18 protein-coding genes are annotated in these 17,535 nt (G+C 31.5%); 14 read left to right on the top strand and 4 right to left on the bottom strand.

Features of this window, described 5'->3' with window-relative positions; translation table 11 throughout:
• Nucleotides 1-9 precede the first annotated feature (9 nt).
• Nucleotides 10-543 (top strand): acyl-CoA thioesterase, encoded by a 534-nt coding sequence (locus AK212_RS09090; protein WP_053030364.1) that lies wholly within the window; start codon nucleotides 10-12, stop codon nucleotides 541-543.
• 122 nt (nucleotides 544-665) lie between these two features.
• On the opposite strand, the gene yfkAB is transcribed toward AK212_RS09090, so the two are convergent.
• A complete protein-coding gene (gene yfkAB, locus AK212_RS09085; protein ID WP_174841470.1) occupies nucleotides 666-1,805 on the bottom strand; it encodes a radical SAM/CxCxxxxC motif protein YfkAB in 1,140 nt (379 codons plus the stop codon).
• A gap of 154 nt (nucleotides 1,806-1,959) precedes the next feature.
• On the opposite strand from yfkAB, the gene AK212_RS13405 reads away from it, so the two are divergent.
• From AK212_RS13405 to AK212_RS09055, 7 genes are all read left to right on the top strand, one after another.
• Nucleotides 1,960-2,121, top strand: coding sequence for an SE1561 family protein (locus AK212_RS13405; RefSeq protein WP_107630250.1), 162 nt, complete (start codon nucleotides 1,960-1,962; stop codon nucleotides 2,119-2,121).
• A gap of 88 nt (nucleotides 2,122-2,209) precedes the next feature.
• Nucleotides 2,210-2,728: a type 1 glutamine amidotransferase domain-containing protein gene (locus tag AK212_RS09080; protein WP_053030362.1), complete on the top strand. Its 519-nt coding sequence runs from the start codon at nucleotides 2,210-2,212 to the stop codon at nucleotides 2,726-2,728.
• A gap of 273 nt (nucleotides 2,729-3,001) precedes the next feature.
• Nucleotides 3,002-3,814: a monofunctional peptidoglycan glycosyltransferase SgtB gene (gene sgtB / locus AK212_RS09075; RefSeq protein WP_053030361.1), complete on the top strand. Its 813-nt coding sequence runs from the start codon at nucleotides 3,002-3,004 to the stop codon at nucleotides 3,812-3,814.
• 195 nt (nucleotides 3,815-4,009) lie between these two features.
• On the top strand, nucleotides 4,010-4,813 hold the full coding sequence (recX, locus tag AK212_RS09070) for a recombination regulator RecX (protein WP_053030360.1): 804 nt from the start codon (nucleotides 4,010-4,012) through the stop codon (nucleotides 4,811-4,813).
• Nucleotides 4,806-5,120, top strand: a complete 315-nt coding sequence (locus tag AK212_RS09065) for a YfhH family protein (protein ID WP_053030359.1) — start codon at nucleotides 4,806-4,808, stop codon at nucleotides 5,118-5,120. The genes recX and AK212_RS09065 overlap by 8 nt, the downstream gene beginning before the upstream one ends.
• 15 nt (nucleotides 5,121-5,135) lie before the next feature.
• Nucleotides 5,136-6,647 (top strand): ATP-binding cassette domain-containing protein, encoded by a 1,512-nt coding sequence (locus tag AK212_RS09060; RefSeq protein ID WP_053030358.1) that lies wholly within the window; start codon nucleotides 5,136-5,138, stop codon nucleotides 6,645-6,647.
• Nucleotides 6,648-6,655: 8 nt separating this feature from the next.
• Nucleotides 6,656-7,447: a teichoic acid transporter gene (locus AK212_RS09055; RefSeq protein WP_053030357.1), complete on the top strand. Its 792-nt coding sequence runs from the start codon at nucleotides 6,656-6,658 to the stop codon at nucleotides 7,445-7,447.
• Nucleotides 7,448-7,504: 57 nt separating this feature from the next.
• Here the strand turns inward: AK212_RS09055 and AK212_RS09050 are convergent, their stop codons facing one another.
• Nucleotides 7,505-8,482, bottom strand: coding sequence for a metal-dependent hydrolase (locus AK212_RS09050; RefSeq protein ID WP_053030356.1), 978 nt, complete (start codon nucleotides 8,480-8,482; stop codon nucleotides 7,505-7,507).
• Between the two features lie 144 nt (nucleotides 8,483-8,626).
• Between AK212_RS09050 and mutY the strand changes: the two genes are divergently transcribed.
• The 3 genes from mutY to AK212_RS09035 all read left to right on the top strand — a co-directional run bounded on the left by mutY (nucleotide 8,627) and on the right by AK212_RS09035 (nucleotide 12,229).
• The gene (gene mutY, locus AK212_RS09045) at nucleotides 8,627-9,673 is read left to right on the top strand and encodes an A/G-specific adenine glycosylase (protein ID WP_053030355.1); all 1,047 of its coding nucleotides are present in this window, start codon (nucleotides 8,627-8,629) and stop codon (nucleotides 9,671-9,673) included.
• A gap of 113 nt (nucleotides 9,674-9,786) precedes the next feature.
• Nucleotides 9,787-10,329 (top strand): nucleoside tri-diphosphate phosphatase, encoded by a 543-nt coding sequence (gene ntdP / locus AK212_RS09040; protein ID WP_053030354.1) that lies wholly within the window; start codon nucleotides 9,787-9,789, stop codon nucleotides 10,327-10,329.
• 163 nt (nucleotides 10,330-10,492) lie between these two features.
• A complete protein-coding gene (locus AK212_RS09035) occupies nucleotides 10,493-12,229 on the top strand; it encodes an ABC transporter ATP-binding protein (protein WP_053030353.1) in 1,737 nt (578 codons plus the stop codon).
• Between the two features lie 52 nt (nucleotides 12,230-12,281).
• Here AK212_RS09035 and AK212_RS09030 read toward each other — a convergent pair whose 3' ends face one another.
• Both AK212_RS09030 and AK212_RS09025 read right to left on the bottom strand, forming a co-directional pair.
• A complete protein-coding gene (locus AK212_RS09030) occupies nucleotides 12,282-13,376 on the bottom strand; it encodes an FUSC family protein (RefSeq protein WP_053030352.1) in 1,095 nt (364 codons plus the stop codon).
• A gap of 153 nt (nucleotides 13,377-13,529) precedes the next feature.
• A complete protein-coding gene (locus AK212_RS09025; RefSeq protein WP_053030351.1) occupies nucleotides 13,530-14,819 on the bottom strand; it encodes a glutamate-1-semialdehyde 2,1-aminomutase in 1,290 nt (429 codons plus the stop codon).
• A gap of 81 nt (nucleotides 14,820-14,900) precedes the next feature.
• Here AK212_RS09025 and bcp point away from each other — a divergent pair, with 81 nt between their 5' ends.
• The 3 genes from bcp to perR all read left to right on the top strand — a co-directional run bounded on the left by bcp (nucleotide 14,901) and on the right by perR (nucleotide 16,857).
• Nucleotides 14,901-15,356: a thioredoxin-dependent thiol peroxidase gene (bcp, locus tag AK212_RS09020; protein WP_053030350.1), complete on the top strand. Its 456-nt coding sequence runs from the start codon at nucleotides 14,901-14,903 to the stop codon at nucleotides 15,354-15,356.
• A 4-nt stretch (nucleotides 15,357-15,360) separates the two neighbouring features.
• On the top strand, nucleotides 15,361-16,311 hold the full coding sequence (locus AK212_RS09015) for an NAD(P)-dependent oxidoreductase (RefSeq protein ID WP_053030349.1): 951 nt from the start codon (nucleotides 15,361-15,363) through the stop codon (nucleotides 16,309-16,311).
• Between the two features lie 93 nt (nucleotides 16,312-16,404).
• A complete protein-coding gene (perR, locus tag AK212_RS09010; protein WP_053030348.1) occupies nucleotides 16,405-16,857 on the top strand; it encodes a peroxide-responsive transcriptional repressor PerR in 453 nt (150 codons plus the stop codon).
• The last annotated feature ends 678 nt before the right edge of the window (nucleotides 16,858-17,535 follow it).

The following is a 17,535-nucleotide window of genomic DNA, read 5'->3' as shown; positions in this document are numbered from 1 at the left end:
GTATAACGCATGTCAAATTCTCAAGATAATCGAAAATCAATGTCTGAATCGAAAAGTTTTAAAGCTAAGCAAGTATTTCCTCAAGACACCAATCATCATCACACAATGTTTGGTGGATCATTGATGGCTAATATAGATGAAATAGCAGCTATTACAGCGATGAAACATGCTAACGCACAAGTAGTAACAGCTTCAACAGATTCGGTTGATTTCTTAAGACCAATCAAAACAGGAGATATAACTTCTTATGAAGCAATGGTCAGTTATGCAGGTACGAGTTCAATGGAAGTTTGTGTACAAATTATCATTGAAGATGTTTTAAATAAAGAAAAGCATTTAGCAGCCTTAAGTTTCCTTACTTTCGTTGCATTAGATGATAATGGGAAACCAGTCAAAGTACCAGATGTTTATCCAGAAACAAAAATTGAAAAATGGTTTTACGAAAGTGCACCTAAACGTGTTCAACGTCGTAAAGATAGAAGAGAAGAAAGTAAAAGTACTATCGAATTTTTATCAAACGCGCAACATATTGAAGAAATTTAAACTTTGTGAAGCGGCTTGTAATATAGATAGTATAGTTTAAAAGAGTGAAAATAAGCACCACATAAAATAATGTTAGAGTAAATTTATTTTATGTGGTGCTTATTATATTTGCTTGAAATGATTTAACTGAAAATATTTTCAGTATGCATTTCAATCTCATTTTTTCTGAAATCAGTGTTTGGATAGTACATGTTTTTAACTAGAACGTTAGGACCTAAACAGTGAAATGCCTCACAATGACAATTGAGTGATTGCGCTAAATCCGATGTAAGCCATTTATTAAATACGTCTGTTAATTTGTCAGTTTTAATATTTGAAATTGTACCATTTTCATCTCCGAAATCAGTCACAATCACATCGCCACTAAAGACATTAACATTCAGGCGACTACGTCCATCTGGATCATTACGTGTCGTAACATTTTTAGCATCGCGTAAATGCTGTAACAATGCTTGGTCATTGTCATCATTAATACATGGATAAATAGGTAATGTACCAAATAACATCCATACATTTTCATCTCTAATGTCTAATAAATGATGAATCGCTTGTTTCATTTCTTTTAAAGAAAGCACATTTAATTGACTTGCAAAATCTGCAGGGTACATTGGATGAACTTCATGACGACTGCATTTCATGTCATTGACGATTTCATTGTGAATTTTATCTAAATAAGGTAATGTACTTTGATTTAACATCGTTTCAGCTGAAACAAACATACCTTGACTTGATAATGTACTTGCATTCTCTAACATCTGTTCATATAATTTTAATTTTGCTTTTAAAGGAGGTTGCTTCTTCATTGCGCCGAAACCTACATCAGTAAATTCTTGAATTGTACCCCAGTTATGAGAGATATGCATAACGTCTATGTATTCAGCTATATCTAAATAACGATCTTGCGGTAGTGTTAAATTAGAATTCATTTGAACATATATACCACGATCTTGTGCATATTTTAACAGAGGTTTAACAATGTTTTTAATTGATTTTTTTGAGAACATTGGTTCGCCACCTGTTATTGACATAGTTCGTAAGTGAGGTATTTCATCTAAACGACGATAAATGATTTCCATAGGTAAAGCATCTGGATCTTTAGTTTGTAAAGTATAGCCAACAGCACAGTGACTACATCTCATATTACATAATGTAGTAGTAGTGAACTCTATATTACTTAGTGTTAACTGACCGTGTGTTTTAACATCGTTGTATGCTTCCCATGGATCGTTGTTAATTGAAATGGGTTTTTTCTGATTTGTCATCCACATATTTATTACTCCTAAACTTAAAAAAATTCCTTAATCCGTTGCAAAAGTACAGTAAACATTATTAAGATTATATCGCTTTTTGTCAAATTCTGTTAGGATAAAACTAACGTATAGTTTAATAAATATATATTAATAAGGAGAAATCGTTATGAATGAACAACAAACAATGGAACAAATTAAAACAAGATTATCAAAATTTTTAGAAGATATTGACCATGTAAATCCCGATGAAGTAAGCGTTGAAGATATAGATGAATGGATTGGATTACTAGACCAATTAGAAGAAAAAGTTAAACAAGTTTCTAAATAAATTGAAACACTTCAATCTATGTATGTTTAATATCACTTAATTTCGTCTATATAATTAGTATAATTCGAACAAGAAAGGTGATTGACTAATGGCTAAAAAAGTAGCAATTATTTTATCAAATGAATTCGAAGATATCGAATTAACTAGCCCTAAAGAAGCAATTGAAGAAGCTGGTTTCGAAACTGAAATTATTGGTGATATTGCAAATGCAGAAGTAGTAGGTAAACACGGTGAAAAAGTTACTGTTGATGTAAGTATTGCAGATGCAAAACCAGAAGATTACGATGGCCTACTTATTCCTGGTGGATTCTCACCAGACCATCTTCGCGGTGATGCTGAAGGTCGTTATGGCACATTTGCTAAATACTTCACTAAAAATGATGTGCCAGCCTTTGCGATTTGCCACGGCCCTCAAATTTTAATCGATACAGATGACTTAAATGGACGCACACTTACTGCTGTATTAAATGTACGTAAAGATTTATCAAATGCAGGTGCAAATGTCGTAGACGAATCAGTTGTAGTTGATAATAATATCGTTACAAGTCGTACACCAGACGACTTAGATGATTTTAATAGAGAAATTGTTAAACAACTTCAAGCATAAAATTTATTGTTTCTAAGACTTAAAACTAATTTAAACCATGCATGTTGCTTTAAAGCAAATGTGTAAGTTATAGAACTGAGAAGAGGCTGTAAAGCTTCTCTTAGTTCTTTTTTTATTGCGATTAGAATGTTATTCAACGATTGATCTAAAATGGCTTTAAACAATCTTTTCTCATACACCTTGGGACTGATTTTTCATGATAGGTATAGCTTAATCTAAAAACTACTGTTAAACTCACAGTTATAGAGTGAGTTTTAGTAAAGGAGCTACCACATGAAAAGAAGCCAAAGAATGAACAACTCGCCTGAGAGACATTCACATTACCGTAATGAACCTCATTACAATACGTATTATCAACCTGTAGGAAAACCACCTAAAAAGAAAAAAAGTAAACGTATATTTTTAAGAATATTTATTATATTTATCATCATATTTGCATTGTTTATTGGGTTAATGTATTTCTTATCTTCGAGAGCAAATGTTGATGACCTTAAAACAATTGAAAACAAAAGTAATTATGTTTCTTCAGACAATATGCCGGATTATGTAAAAGGTGCTTTTATTTCGATGGAGGATGAACGTTATTATAAACACCATGGATTTGACGTCAAAGGAACAACACGAGCATTATTCTCAACGATAGGTGATAGAGACGTTCAAGGTGGAAGTACAATTACACAACAAACTGTGAAGAATTATTATTACGACAATGAGCGTTCCTTTACTCGGAAATTAAAGGAATTGTTTGTAGCACATAAAGTAGAACAACAATATAGTAAAAATGAAATATTGAGTTTCTACTTAAATAACATATATTATGGTAGTGATCAATATACAATTGAGGGTGCTGCGAACTATTATTTTGGAACAACAGTAGATAAGAATAATAGCAATATGCCTCAAATCACTGTCTTACAAAGTGCGATATTAGCAAGTAAAGTCAATGCACCGAGTGTTTATGATATAAGTAATATGTCTGACAATTTTAAAAATAGAATTAAAACCAATCTTGAAAAGATGAAACAGCAGGCGTATATTTCAGATAGTCAATATCAAGAAGCGTTAAGTCAATTAAATAACTATTGATTGTACATCTTGAAAAAATAAATTGTATATTTGTGTAAGTCCTCATAAAGGAGCCATTTTAATAATAGCCTTTATGAGGTTTTTTTATGGGTAAAACATTTTGTGTAATGCGTTAAGTGATATAAAATAATGTGTGTTAGATAAATCAAGATAGTTTGATTTTTAATATAAATCAAAGTAAAGGTGGTGGAGGAATTGCCTAAAATTACTAAAATAGAAGTACAGAAGAACAATAAAGAGCGATTTAACTTATTCTTGGACGGCGCTTTTGAAATGGGAATCGATATTAATACACTTGTAAAATTTAATTTAAAAAAAGGGCAAATGGTTGAGCCATCAGATATGGAGAAGATTCAGAAGTATGAGCATTACCGTTTAGGTATTAATATGGCTATACAATACTTATCTTATAAAAAGAGAACTGAAAAAGAAGTGCGACAACATTTACAAAAAAACGAGATTAGTGCATCCGCGATTCAACAAGTTATAGATTATTGTTATAAAGAGGCATATATTAATCATGAAGATTATGCTGAAAGCTTAAAAAATACAATGATACATACTACTGATAAAGGTCCTGAAATTTACAAACAAAAATTATATCAAGTTGGAATTGAACCTAAGATTATCAATACATATGTTCAAATTTATGAAGAAGAACAACCATTTGAAGCGGTTATAAATGTTGCAAATAAAATTATGAGAACGAAGAAAGGTCCTGAAATTAAAGTACGTCAAAAAGTACTTCAAAACTTAATTCAAAAAGGCTATTCTATGGATATCGCACAACAAGCAATATCTGAATTAGATTTTGAACAAGATGAAGCTTTGTTGGAGGATCTGTTACAAAAAGATCTTGAAAAAATATATACAAAGCAACAACGTAAATATGATGGGCAACAATTAGTAATGAAAACGATAGAGTCGCTTATGAGAAAAGGCTATAAATATGATAAAATTAAAGCAAAATTAGAAGAAAGTGGTATTTCAGATGAATGATAAAAAGCTAAGTGAAATGTCTGAACAGGAATTAAGACATGAAATACAGATATATAAAGAAAAGATGCGTAAAGCTGAAATGAACGGCATAATGAATGAATATGATGTTTATCAAAGTAAGGTCATTATTGCAGAAAGTTACTTAGTTGATCGTACCAAAGTTTTACTTGGTAGAATGTATAAACTTAATGATGGAAGCGAGCAATACTTTAAAGTTGAACGATTAAAAGGTGTGTTTGCATGGGGCTATAGAATTAATAGTAAGACCCCTGAAGAAGGATTGCCACTCGCTTTATTAAAAATTTAGAAGGAAGTAACACGAATGGGAAGTTCAATAATCTTAAAAATGCTCAATGTCACGCATTATTATAGAAGTAAAAAAAACAGAAAGTGGTATCTACCATTTGGCTATGCCGCTGAAGACATAGAATTAAACAATATATCGCTACATATATACCAAGGGGAAGCATTAGCTATCATTGGTGAACCAGGATCTTCAAAAACTTTAATAGGCAGAATTATGGCTGGTGACATTAAGCCAGATAGAGGTAAGATTAATCAATCGGTTTCTACGTATTATGGTGACATAAAAGATAAACATTTAATACATATGACTGTAAGACAGTATGTAACTGAAGTTCAACGATTATTTTCTTATGAAACAACCTCTCATAATGTTGATCAAATCATTAAGTTCGCACATTTAGATGATAAATCTTCGGTTCATATTAATGCACTTAGCCATTCAGATTTTGCACAGTTAATTTTGAGTATTGCACGCGTATGTCGAAAGGATTTAATCATTTTAAATCATATCATCGAACATCTTGATGAAGCCTTTTTAGAAAAAGCAAAAAAATTATCCAAAGACTATATTAGTGAAAATAAGTCATTAGTATTTATAGATAATGACTTGGCAAAAGTTGAAAAAGTAAGTAACTATGTTGCTTGGATTTCACATGGACAAGTACGTATGGAAGGTTCACTAAACCAAGTTTTGCCTGTATTTAAAGAGCACGAGCAAGATAGAATGAGCATAGCATATGATGAAGAACAACTTAATTTTGATTTAGATTGGAAAGAAAGTCGTAGTAGACTTCCGGAAATGAGCTATAATTTCAAAAGAGTTGAACGATATAGACATGCGAAAGTACCTGATTTTGTTGTAAGATTTTGGACGATTTTAATTACGAGTTTAATTTGCTTATTCATTGTAGGCGCATTAGTGATTAATAATGTAGGACGTTTTGACGTTCCAATTATTGAAGCGCAAAAGAAAGTAGAGAATAAAGACCCATTTGAAGAAAAGCTTGCATATGGCATTGTGTTAGAGGATTCAATTACTTTAAAAGGGGATTCTAATATCAACGTCCCTAAATATACGTTTTTAACAATCACAGGTGAAAACTCAAAAAGTTATCGTGTCAGCAGTGATGATAAAGATTATGTGGTAGCAAAACATAAATTAGAATATTTTAACCCGGCGGCACTATATGAGTCACATTCTTTCAAAACGCTATCTCCATATATGAAATCAAATTACAGTAATTATGTAGATTATTTTAATAGCCACTTACATAAGAAACACGATCAAGTTAAAAAGACATTGGTTCCAGATAAAGATTCGAGATATGTTGTTGAAGTAACACAACAACCAATCGATATGTTATTTAATGATCAAAATAAATTAACTGGATTTGTTTTTCCGATAGTCAATAAAGATGAGCTCAAAGATAAATATCATATTACACAGGATTTATGGATTGTTAAGTCGGGGGATGGATATTTAATCGCAGACATGAAAAATAGCAAGTGGATATACATTGAATTGTAGGTGTAAAAATGATAGATAACTTTTTATTATATATTAAACGCTTTCCATCACTAATTGAGTTTACAAAACAACGCATCATAGATACTTGGAAATGGTTTGCTATGCTTTTAATTGCGCAATTAGGTGTAATAGTGATTGCACTAATAACATTATCTTTTATAGGGATTGAGGATATTAGCAAAGCAAGATGGCTATATAGACTCATTGCTATGATGACATTTATCACTCTATTAGCAACGATATTTAAATCTTTTAAAGCGTACAGCCAAGATTATTTAATAACAAAATCATTCCAAGCAACACCATTAGTTACAGCCATTGCAAATGCAATTCTTGGAAGTTTTATTTGTTGTATATTGACGTTGATCGTCGTACTGTTTAAGCCAGTGAATTTCGATGAGTCATTGATTGCATTTATCGTATTTTTTATCATGATGGTTTTATTTATTGTATTTATATCCGTTACTCTAGGATTATTAGATATTATATACAAGAATATGACAAAGTTATATTTTTTAATTGGAATTATTTGCTTTTTCATTATACCTGTCATATTTATTCCATCTGCAAATGAGAATTTAATGATTCAAATTCTAAAATTGAATCCACTATTTTATTTAATTGACGGTATTGCGACTTCTGCAATATATGGTGTAGTAAATTTGTACAACATTACTTACCATATCTATTTTGTTATTATTTTGGTAATTATAGGTACGGTTAATTTTATGTTAATGAGATATGTTGCACACTCAAAATATAAATATTCATCTCATGCAATAGCTACAAAAAATAAATAAAAGAGTGAACCAGAATCATAGATAAGATTATGACTCTGGTTCACTCTTTTTAAAAGTTTATTTAGAATATAATTTCTTTTGTAATTTTTCTTCTGTGAAAACCCATCCAATGTATGAATGATCAATATTGTTGTCATTATCGACATGTGCAATCGCTGCAAAGCTATAATGGCCTTTATTTAAATAACGTAAATCAACCAGACGAACTTCTGTAGTATCATCGTCTAGCTTTCGAGTTTGCCAACGATAAATAGACGAAAAGTTTAAAAATGTTCTAATATCCTTATTACCTTTGATTTGCCACAATAACGTATCTGGTGAAAACGGTTGTCGCTTAACTTTATCACTAAAAACAACATTTCTACCAAATGATCGACCTACATAATCATGTTCTTCAGTTTGAATCGCAACACGCCATTCCATAAATTTCATAGTTGGTGCTACAAAAATTTTAACAGGATTGTGTTGTTCTTTAATTTGACTTAATGCTTGTTTCTTAATAATACTTTGCATTTTGAAACGAACAATGTAATAAATGATGAGTACACCTATAATTGGAAAGAACACTGCAAATGGATGAACACCTAGAAGCCAAATCACAATACCTAAACAAAGTATGATAAAAATGATTGGATCAAAGGTATTAATAACACTTAGTTGAATCCATTTGTTTGTTAGTGGGCGTAGTGCTTGGGTACCATATGAATTAAATATATCTACAAAGACATGTAAAAATACCGCTAACTGTGCCCATAACCATATGTGCGTAGTATCTACGCCTGGAAAGATTACGTAAATCAAAAATGTAATCAATATCGGCCATAAAATTGTAAATGGTATAGAATGAGTGATACCACGATGATGTGAAATATATGTGGCGTTATTTTTTAATTTTAAAACGGTGTCGCCATCTGGAATTAATGACCCTGCAATTAAGGTCGTGGCTGTGGCTGCCATTGTATTTGCCATAGCTGGGTCTTGACTTGCTAAAGCAGTTAATCCAACACCGATTGCAATATGCGTGGCTGTATCCATAACGTTCACTCTTTTCATGTTAATTTAATATATATTATAATCTAAAAATTGGAATAACGAAATTAAGAAACATATTAAAATACTGTTCATTTAATATAAAGTGCTCTTAGTGAAGTAAATAAAGCGTATTGAAAGGAAATAATTATGATAAACGATTCTACTTTTAAAAGGAATTTAATACAATGGTTTAATAAGAATCAGAGAGAAATGCCATGGCGTGAAACTTCGAATCCATACTATATCTGGTTAAGTGAAGTAATGCTTCAACAAACACAGGTTAAAACAGTTGTGGATTATTATCACAGATTTATTCAACGTTTTCCAACAATAGAGGACTTAAGTCAGGCAGATGAAGAAGAAGTTCTTAAATATTGGGAAGGATTGGGCTATTATAGTCGCGCACGTAACTTTCATACTGCTGTGAAAGAAGTAGCATCAGAATATCATGGTGTCGTTCCTTCTACACCAGAACAATTTGGGAAATTAAAAGGGGTAGGTCCTTATACTCAAGCAGCAGTTCTAAGCATCGCGTTTAATCAACCATTAGCAACCGTTGATGGCAATGTCTTTAGAGTATGGTCTAGATTGAATAATGATTCAAGAGATATAAAGTTGCAAAGCACGAGAAAAAGTTATGAACAAGAATTACAGCCTTATGTGCATCAAGAGGCGGGTACATTTAACCAAGCAATGATGGAATTAGGTGCGTTAGTTTGTACACCTAAGAAACCGCTATGTTTATTTTGTCCAGTTCAAGAGAACTGTCGTGCTTTTAAAGAAGGCACTGTATTAGAATTACCAGTAAAAACGAAGAACACTAAGAAAAAAACTATTCAACAAGCGGTATTCTTAGTTAGAAATGCCAAAGGTCAATATTTAATGACGCAACGTCAAGAAAGATTGTTAAATGGCATGTGGCAATTTCCAATGTTTGAAACACCAAATGCTTTAGAACAATTGCAAGAAAAATTAGGATTGTCGTTATCGATAGCTGAGGGAATTGTATTTAAGCTTAAACACCAATTCACACATATGACTTGGGATATTAGTGTCTATAGTACCATTGAGACCGTGTCACTGTCAGAATCATTTATGGAAGATAACCATCTGGAATGGATGGATTTAAATCAGCGACAAGCATATACGTTACCAGTTTCTATGGATAAGATATACCAATACATTAACGGCTAAGACATTCTAATTTGTGATTAACTTAAGTGGAAATAACAACGCATCTGTAAAGACTTATTTAAAAATATGATATAATCTAAAGTGCGAAAATTACTAAAAGGGTGGTGTGGAGTATGGTAAAAGAATCCATACCTAAAGAAGGCGAAAATATAAAAATTCAAAGTTACAAACACGACGGTAACATCCATAGAGTATGGTCTGAAACAACAATCTTAAAAGGCACAGACCATGTGATTATTGGCGGGAATGATCACACTTTAGTTACTGAAAGTGACGGACGTACATGGATTACAAGAGAACCAGCTATCGTGTATTTTCATTCAGAATATTGGTTTAATGTCATTTGTATGTTTAGAGAGGATGGCATTTATTACTACTGTAATCTATCATCGCCTTTCGTTTGTGACGAAGAAGCTTTGAAATACATTGATTATGATTTAGATATAAAGGTATATCCTAATGGAAAATATCATTTATTAGATGAAGATGAGTATGAACAGCACATGAATCAGATGAATTATCCACATGATATAGATGTTATTTTACGCCGTAATGTAGATATTTTACAACAGTGGATTGAACAGAAAAAAGGACCATTCGCTCCAGATTTTATAAAAGTTTGGAAAGAGCGATATAAAAAAATCCGTAATTATTAAGCATAAAAGATGTAATTGTTACATATTTGTTTTATAGTACTTGAGTGATAATAACAAGAGGTTGAATTTACTTTGATGATACAAACGTATTGTTTTGAATCAAAGTTTCAACCTCTATTAATTTTTAAAAAATATAATTGTGATCATCATAGGGGGGAGTAGTATGATACGACGCTATTTAGAATTTGTTAAACCATACAAATATCGAATAATAGCTACGATAATTATTGGGATTATCAAATTCGGCATTCCTATGTTAATTCCTCTACTTATCAAATATGCAATTGATGGCGTTATTAATAATAGTGCACTTTCAACGAATGAAAAGTTTCAACATTTAAGTGTAGCTATCGGCTTAGCGTTATTTATTTTCTTAATTGTCAGACCACCAATAGAATATCTACGACAATATCTTGCACAATGGACGAGTAACAAAATTCTATATGATATTAGAAAACGTCTATATGATCATTTGCAAGCGCTAAGTGCAAGATTTTATGCAAATAATCAAGTTGGACAAGTTATATCGAGAGTTATTAATGATGTTGAGCAAACGAAAGACTTTATATTAACTGGTTTAATGAACATTTGGCTAGATTGCATAACAATCATCATTGCACTATCTATTATGTTCTTCCTAGATGTGAAGTTAACTTTCGCAGCAATCATTATTTTCCCATTCTATATTCTCACTGTCTATTTCTTCTTTGGACGCTTAAGAAAATTGACACGTAAACGTTCGCAAGCATTAGCTGAAGTACAAGGATTTCTACATGAACGTGTACAAGGGATGTCAGTAATTAAAAGCTTTGCAATTGAGGATAATGAAGCTAAAAATTTCGACCATAAAAATAAACATTTCTTAAACCGTGCATTTCAACATACGTCATGGAATGCATACTCATTTGCGGCGATTAATACAGTTACAGATTTAGGACCTATAATTGTTATTGGCTTTGGGTCATATCTAGCAATCAATGGTTCAATTACTGTTGGTACACTTGCAGCTTTTGTTGGCTATTTGGAACAATTATTTGGACCGTTAAGAAGACTAGTTGCTTCATTTACAACATTAACTCAAAGTTTTGCGTCAATGGATAGGGTATTTCAGTTAATGGATGAAGATTATGATATAAAAAATGGTATTGGTGCTCAGCCTATTGAAATAAAACAAGGTCATATAGAATTGAAAAACGTTAGTTTCAAATATAATGAAAATGAATCAACAATATTAAAAAATATCAATCTCAATATAAATAAAGGAGATACCGTAGCTTTTGTTGGTATGAGTGGTGGTGGTAAATCAACTTTAATTAACTTGATACCACGCTTCTACGATGTAACTGAAGGTGAAATACGAATCGATGATCACAATGTTAAAGACTTTTTAACCGGTAGTTTAAGAAATCAAATTGGTTTAGTACAGCAAGATAATATTCTTTTTTCAGACACAGTTAGAGAAAATATATTATTAGGACGCCCAGATGCTACTGAAGACGAAATAATTGAAGCGGCTAAAATGGCCAATGCACATGATTTTATTATGAATCTTCATGACGGCTACGATACTGAAGTAGGGGAACGTGGCGTTAAACTATCTGGTGGACAGAAACAACGTCTTTCAATTGCAAGAATCTTTTTAAATAATCCACCTATATTAATATTAGATGAAGCTACATCAGCTTTAGATCTAGAGAGTGAAGCGATTATTCAAGAAGCGTTAGATGTGCTTAGTAAAGATAGAACAACACTTATTGTTGCACATAGACTCTCAACGATTACACATGCGGATAAGATAATTGTAATGCAAAACGGTCAAATCGTTGAAACAGGCACACATCAGGAATTAATAGATAAAAAAGGTGCTTATGAGCATCTCTATAGTATACAAAATTTATAATAATAATAAATAAGCGTTCACTGAACTTTATCTATTCAGTGAACGCTTATTATTATAAGTCAAAATCTTCATCGGCTATATCTATTTCAGTATCATTTCGATGATACGTGAAGAAACTTAATCTTAAACGATCTAAATGTTCTAGATAATAACGATATTCTTCAATTGTGGCAATAATTTGCATAATATTAGAATAAGAATAGTCGACTTGGTAAGGATTTTGAATTAATTGTTGTTGAAAAGCATCCATTAGGTCTTTCTTTTGAGGATTCATGATTTGATTATCAAAATGTTCTACATTATATCGCGCCTTTTTCGACAAACTCTTTAGAATTTGTTCATGATACGCTGTTAAAGAATCTAATTCTAATTTGATTTGAAAAATCAAATTGTAATTTAAGTTATGAAGATCATTCTGATATCTAGCCATTCGATTAAGCACTTCATATGCTTGTCTGGTTGTACCTACAACTTCTTTAAATAAAATTTTCTTTCTATTTTGTTGAAAGGCTGCTTTTCTAGTTAGTGCTTTCTCTTCATTGTAATAATTAAAAATCTGTTCAAGTTTTGAAATACGTGATTCAATTTGTTCTCCATCTTCTTTTATCTGATGATAGTCAGAAGCGTCATTTAATACAAGCTTAAACCAAATAAATATATCAGAAGCAATATTTACCGAGTTGTGATATATCTTGGTTTCAAATTTAGGTGGTAAAAATATTAAGTTAACTACAGAAGCACTTACGACACCAATCATTACTAGAATAAATCTAAAAGCGGCTGTTACATAGAATGATCCGGTATGTTGTCCCATTATAATGAGGGCAGTGACACCTGCAAGTGTAGCAACATGAGCTAAATTTATTTTATATAAAATAGCAATTAATAAAATAACAGTGACGCCCATAATCACAATATTTTTACCGAAAATGGTTACCATGATGACTGCTAATAAAGCACCAATGACATTACCTGTAGCCTGTTCTGAAATCGTTTTGATGGAACGATATATATTAGGTTGCATAGCAACAATCGCACTAATGCCCGCTACAGATTTTAATCCGACATTATCAGGTAAGAAAGAAGCTATAAACAAAGCGAGAATAATTGCAATACCAGTCTTTAGTATACGAGCTCCTAGCCTCAACTATAACGCTCCTTTAAATATAATTTTGATAATAATATTTTAAACTAGTATACACTTGAAGACTGAAATGATACAAGTTTTTGTTTCTAATAAAAAAACTACAATAAAACTGTTCTTCACATTTGAACAGCTTTATTGTAGGTCATCAGTTGATTATTTCATTTGACTAAATGCATAATCAGCAGCTTTTAATGTCTCATCAATATCTTCTTCAGTGTGTTCTGTAGTTAAGAACCACGCCTCAAATTTAGAAGGTGCTAAATTAATACCTTGATTTAGCATTAATTTAAAGAATTTAGCAAATGCTTCGCCATCTGAATTTTCAACTTGTTCATAGTGCGTAATCGTTTCATTAGTAAAATAAAGCGTCAATGAACCGTATACACGATTTATAGTAGCGGTGATATGATGTTTCTCTATCAATTTTAATAAGCCATCTTCAAGTCTTTTGCCTAATTTGTCTAATCTTTCATAAACGCCTTCTTGCTCTAATACTTCCAATAATGCAATACCAGCTCTCATAGAAAGTGGGTTGCCGGCCATTGTACCTGCTTGGTATGCAGGACCTAAAGGTGCAACATGTTCCATAATATCTTGTCGACCACCATAGCCTCCAATTGGAAGACCGCCGCCAATGATTTTTCCGAAAGCTGTTAGATCAGGATATACATTTAATAAGTCTTGTGCAGCACCATAATGGAAACGGAATGCTGTAATAACCTCGTCATAAATCACCAATGCACCATAATCATGTGTGATTTTATTTACTTCTTCTAAAAAACCAGGTTGTGGTTCTACCATGCCAAAGTTACCAACAATAGGTTCTACTAATACTGCTGCAACTTCATTTCCCCAGTGTTTCATAGCTTCTTTATATGATTCAATATCATTAAATGGAACTGTAATCACTTCTTTTGCAACACTTTCGGGAACACCCGCTGAGTCAGGTGAGCCTAATTGTGATGGGCCACTTCCTGCAGCAACTAACACTAAGTCTGAGTGACCATGATAAGAGCCCGCAAACTTAATAATTTTATCTCTCTTTGTATAAGCACGTGCAACACGTATTGTTGTCATTACTGCTTCAGTACCAGAGTTAACGAATCGTATTTTTTCAAGTGATGGGATTGCTTCACGTAATTTTTTACTGAATTCAATCTCTAACTCTGTTGGGGTACCATACAATACACCTTTAGCTGCTTGATCTTGAATTGCTTTTGTAATGTGAGGGTGCGCATGACCAGTAATAATTGGGCCATAAGCTTGTAAATAATCAATAAATTTATTGCCATCTACATCATATAAGTATGCGCCATGACCTTCGCGCATAACTACAGGTGCACCTCCACCTACCGCTTTATATGAACGTGATGGTGAATTAACGCCACCTAAAATATATTCATTTGATAATTGTTGCAGACGTTCACTCTCAGTGAATTTCATCTTATTTCAACCTCTCTTATTTTAATATTATTCATTACTATCGTATCATATAATTAATACGATTAAGAAATAGGTGATAGGATGTTTAAAAAAGGTGACAAATTTCCAGAATTCAAATTAGAGAATCAAAATGGAGAATGTATTACAAACGAAACAATAAAAGGAAGCAAAACAATTTTATATTTTTATCCACGTGATAATACGCCAACTTGTACGACTGAAGCATGTGATTTTAGAGATAATTTAGATAGATTTAATGAATTAGATGTTCAAGTTTATGGTGTTAGTGCAGATACTAAGAAAAAACATCAAAACTTTATTGCTAAACATAATCTTAATTTCGACTTATTAGTAGATGAAGATTATGTATTATCTGAAAAAGTTGGTGTTTACCAATTGAAAAAGTCATTCGGTAAAGAATCCATGGGAATTGTACGAACAACTTTTATAATAGATGAAGAAGGAATCATCATTGATGTGATTGAAAAAGTTAAAGTTAAAACACAAATGGAAGAATTAAATCGAATTTTGGGGTGAAAACATGAAAATAGTTAGTTTAAAGCGACTTGGAGAAATAGAATCAGTACTTAAAAGTGACTATCCAGAATTAGAATTTTACTTTTTCAAAAAAGCCGAAGACATACCTAAAACATTAAAGGAAGAATTAAATATATTGATTGGTTATGATGGTGGGGTAGATGCAAACTTCATTAATGAATGTCCAAATTTAAAATGGATTGCTTGGTACGCAACAGGCGTAAATAGTTTACCCTTAGAAACAATTAAGAAAAGAAAAATTATTTTAACCAATAGTAGAGGCGTGCAAGCAAAACAAGTTTCAGAGTTTGTTCTTGCATTCATACTTGATGACTATAAGAAAATGCGTACATCATACATTAATCAAATCAATAAAGTATACGACTCTAGACTAACTGGTAAGCGATTGAGCGGAGAACGTGTTTTAATATTAGGGACAGGATCATTAGCTCAACAGACCGTTAAATTACTTAAGCCATTTAATATGACTATAGTTGGAATTAGTAGGTCAGGTAAATCCAAAGAAGGATTTGACTGTATTTATAAAATAGAAGAACTTGAAAAGCATCTAAATAAAGCTGATATCATTATTAACACCTTACCTGAAACTAATGAAACGTATCATTTATTATTAGAGAAACATTTTGAGCTTATGAATGATGAATGTTTATTTATTAATGTAGGTAGGGGAACTGTTGTAAATGAAAAAACACTCATAAAGGCTTTATCACAGAATCAAATTCGACATGCTTATATTGATGTATTTGAAAATGAACCATTGAAACCAGACAATGCGCTATACAAGTTAGATAATGTAACGCTAACTGCGCATATCAGTGGTAACGATAAAAACATTAAACGAGATGCAACGAAACTTTTTAAGAAGAATTTAGATTATTTTCTCAATAAGAATGATGTAATTGAGAATAAAGTCGATTTATATCATGGTTATTAAAGGAAAAGGTTCGTACTTATTGACATTATACTTTCTAAACAGTTATATTAATATCAAGTAATAATTATTATTAACTAGAAAGTGGTGAAAACAATGAGTGCAGAAGTAGAGTCCATTGATCATGAACTAGAAGAATCAATTGCAGCGCTTAGAAGAGCTGGTGTTAGAATTACACCACAACGTCAAGCTATCATTCGTTATCTTATTGCATCTCATTCACATCCGACGGCGGATGAAATTTATCAAGCACTTTCACCTGATTTTCCAAATATTAGTGTTGCGACAATATATAATAATTTAAGAGTGTTTAAAAGTATTGGCATAGTTAAAGAATTAACATATGGAGATGCATCAAGTCGATTTGATTTTAATACTCATAATCATTATCACGTTATCTGTGAGAAATGTGGCAAGATAGTAGATTTCCACTATCCACAACTTGATGAAGTTGAACAACTTGCTCAACACATTACAGAGTTCGACGTAACACATCACCGTATGGAAATATATGGTATCTGTAAAGAATGCAAAGATAAAGAAGAATAATAAGTAGAAGTTTTAATGGAGTAGATCAGAAAGAATTAAACTTCTTGTATACTCCTAGTAAAGATGACTAGGAGTGCAAAAGTTTGATATAAGCACTTTTCAAATTAGTAATCTACTACCTAAATGATAAAGAGGCTGGAACATTTTATTATGTCCCAGCCTCTTTCCTATATTGATCTTAATATGTAGTAGCAATTTGAAAGTAGTGACTTTAATATATAGTAAATATAAGGAAGTATTGGCATTATAGTTGAATATTCGAAATGGAATTAACAATAAAATGCGTAAATTATACCCTTAATTCAAAACAATACATTAGATGTGAAAAATTAGTCATTATTCTTATGAAGAAATGATTGACGTTCATTTCTAAACTTGATATTATATAAAAGTCGTCAAAAACGAATGTAAACTTTCTTTTCCGGCAAATTAATATCATTAATTTAATGTTAAGAAAGTGTAATTTTGACTATTGAAAAACTTAGCAAGACATTATAAGATATTATTTGTTGAAATAATCAATTAAGTTTTGAACAGAAAAATTTAAAAAATAAATTAAAAAAGTTCTTGACATTAGATATTGATTGTTGATATAATTAATAAATGTAATTGATTTAAATGAACATTGAAAACTGAATGACAATATGTCAACGTTAATTCCAATAAACAGTAACTTAA

This window comes from Staphylococcus borealis (assembly GCF_001224225.1).
In the GTDB taxonomy this organism is placed as follows: domain Bacteria; phylum Bacillota; class Bacilli; order Staphylococcales; family Staphylococcaceae; genus Staphylococcus; species Staphylococcus borealis.
Note: the sequence above shows the minus strand (reverse complement) of the source record. Positions and strands in the feature narration are given on the sequence as shown.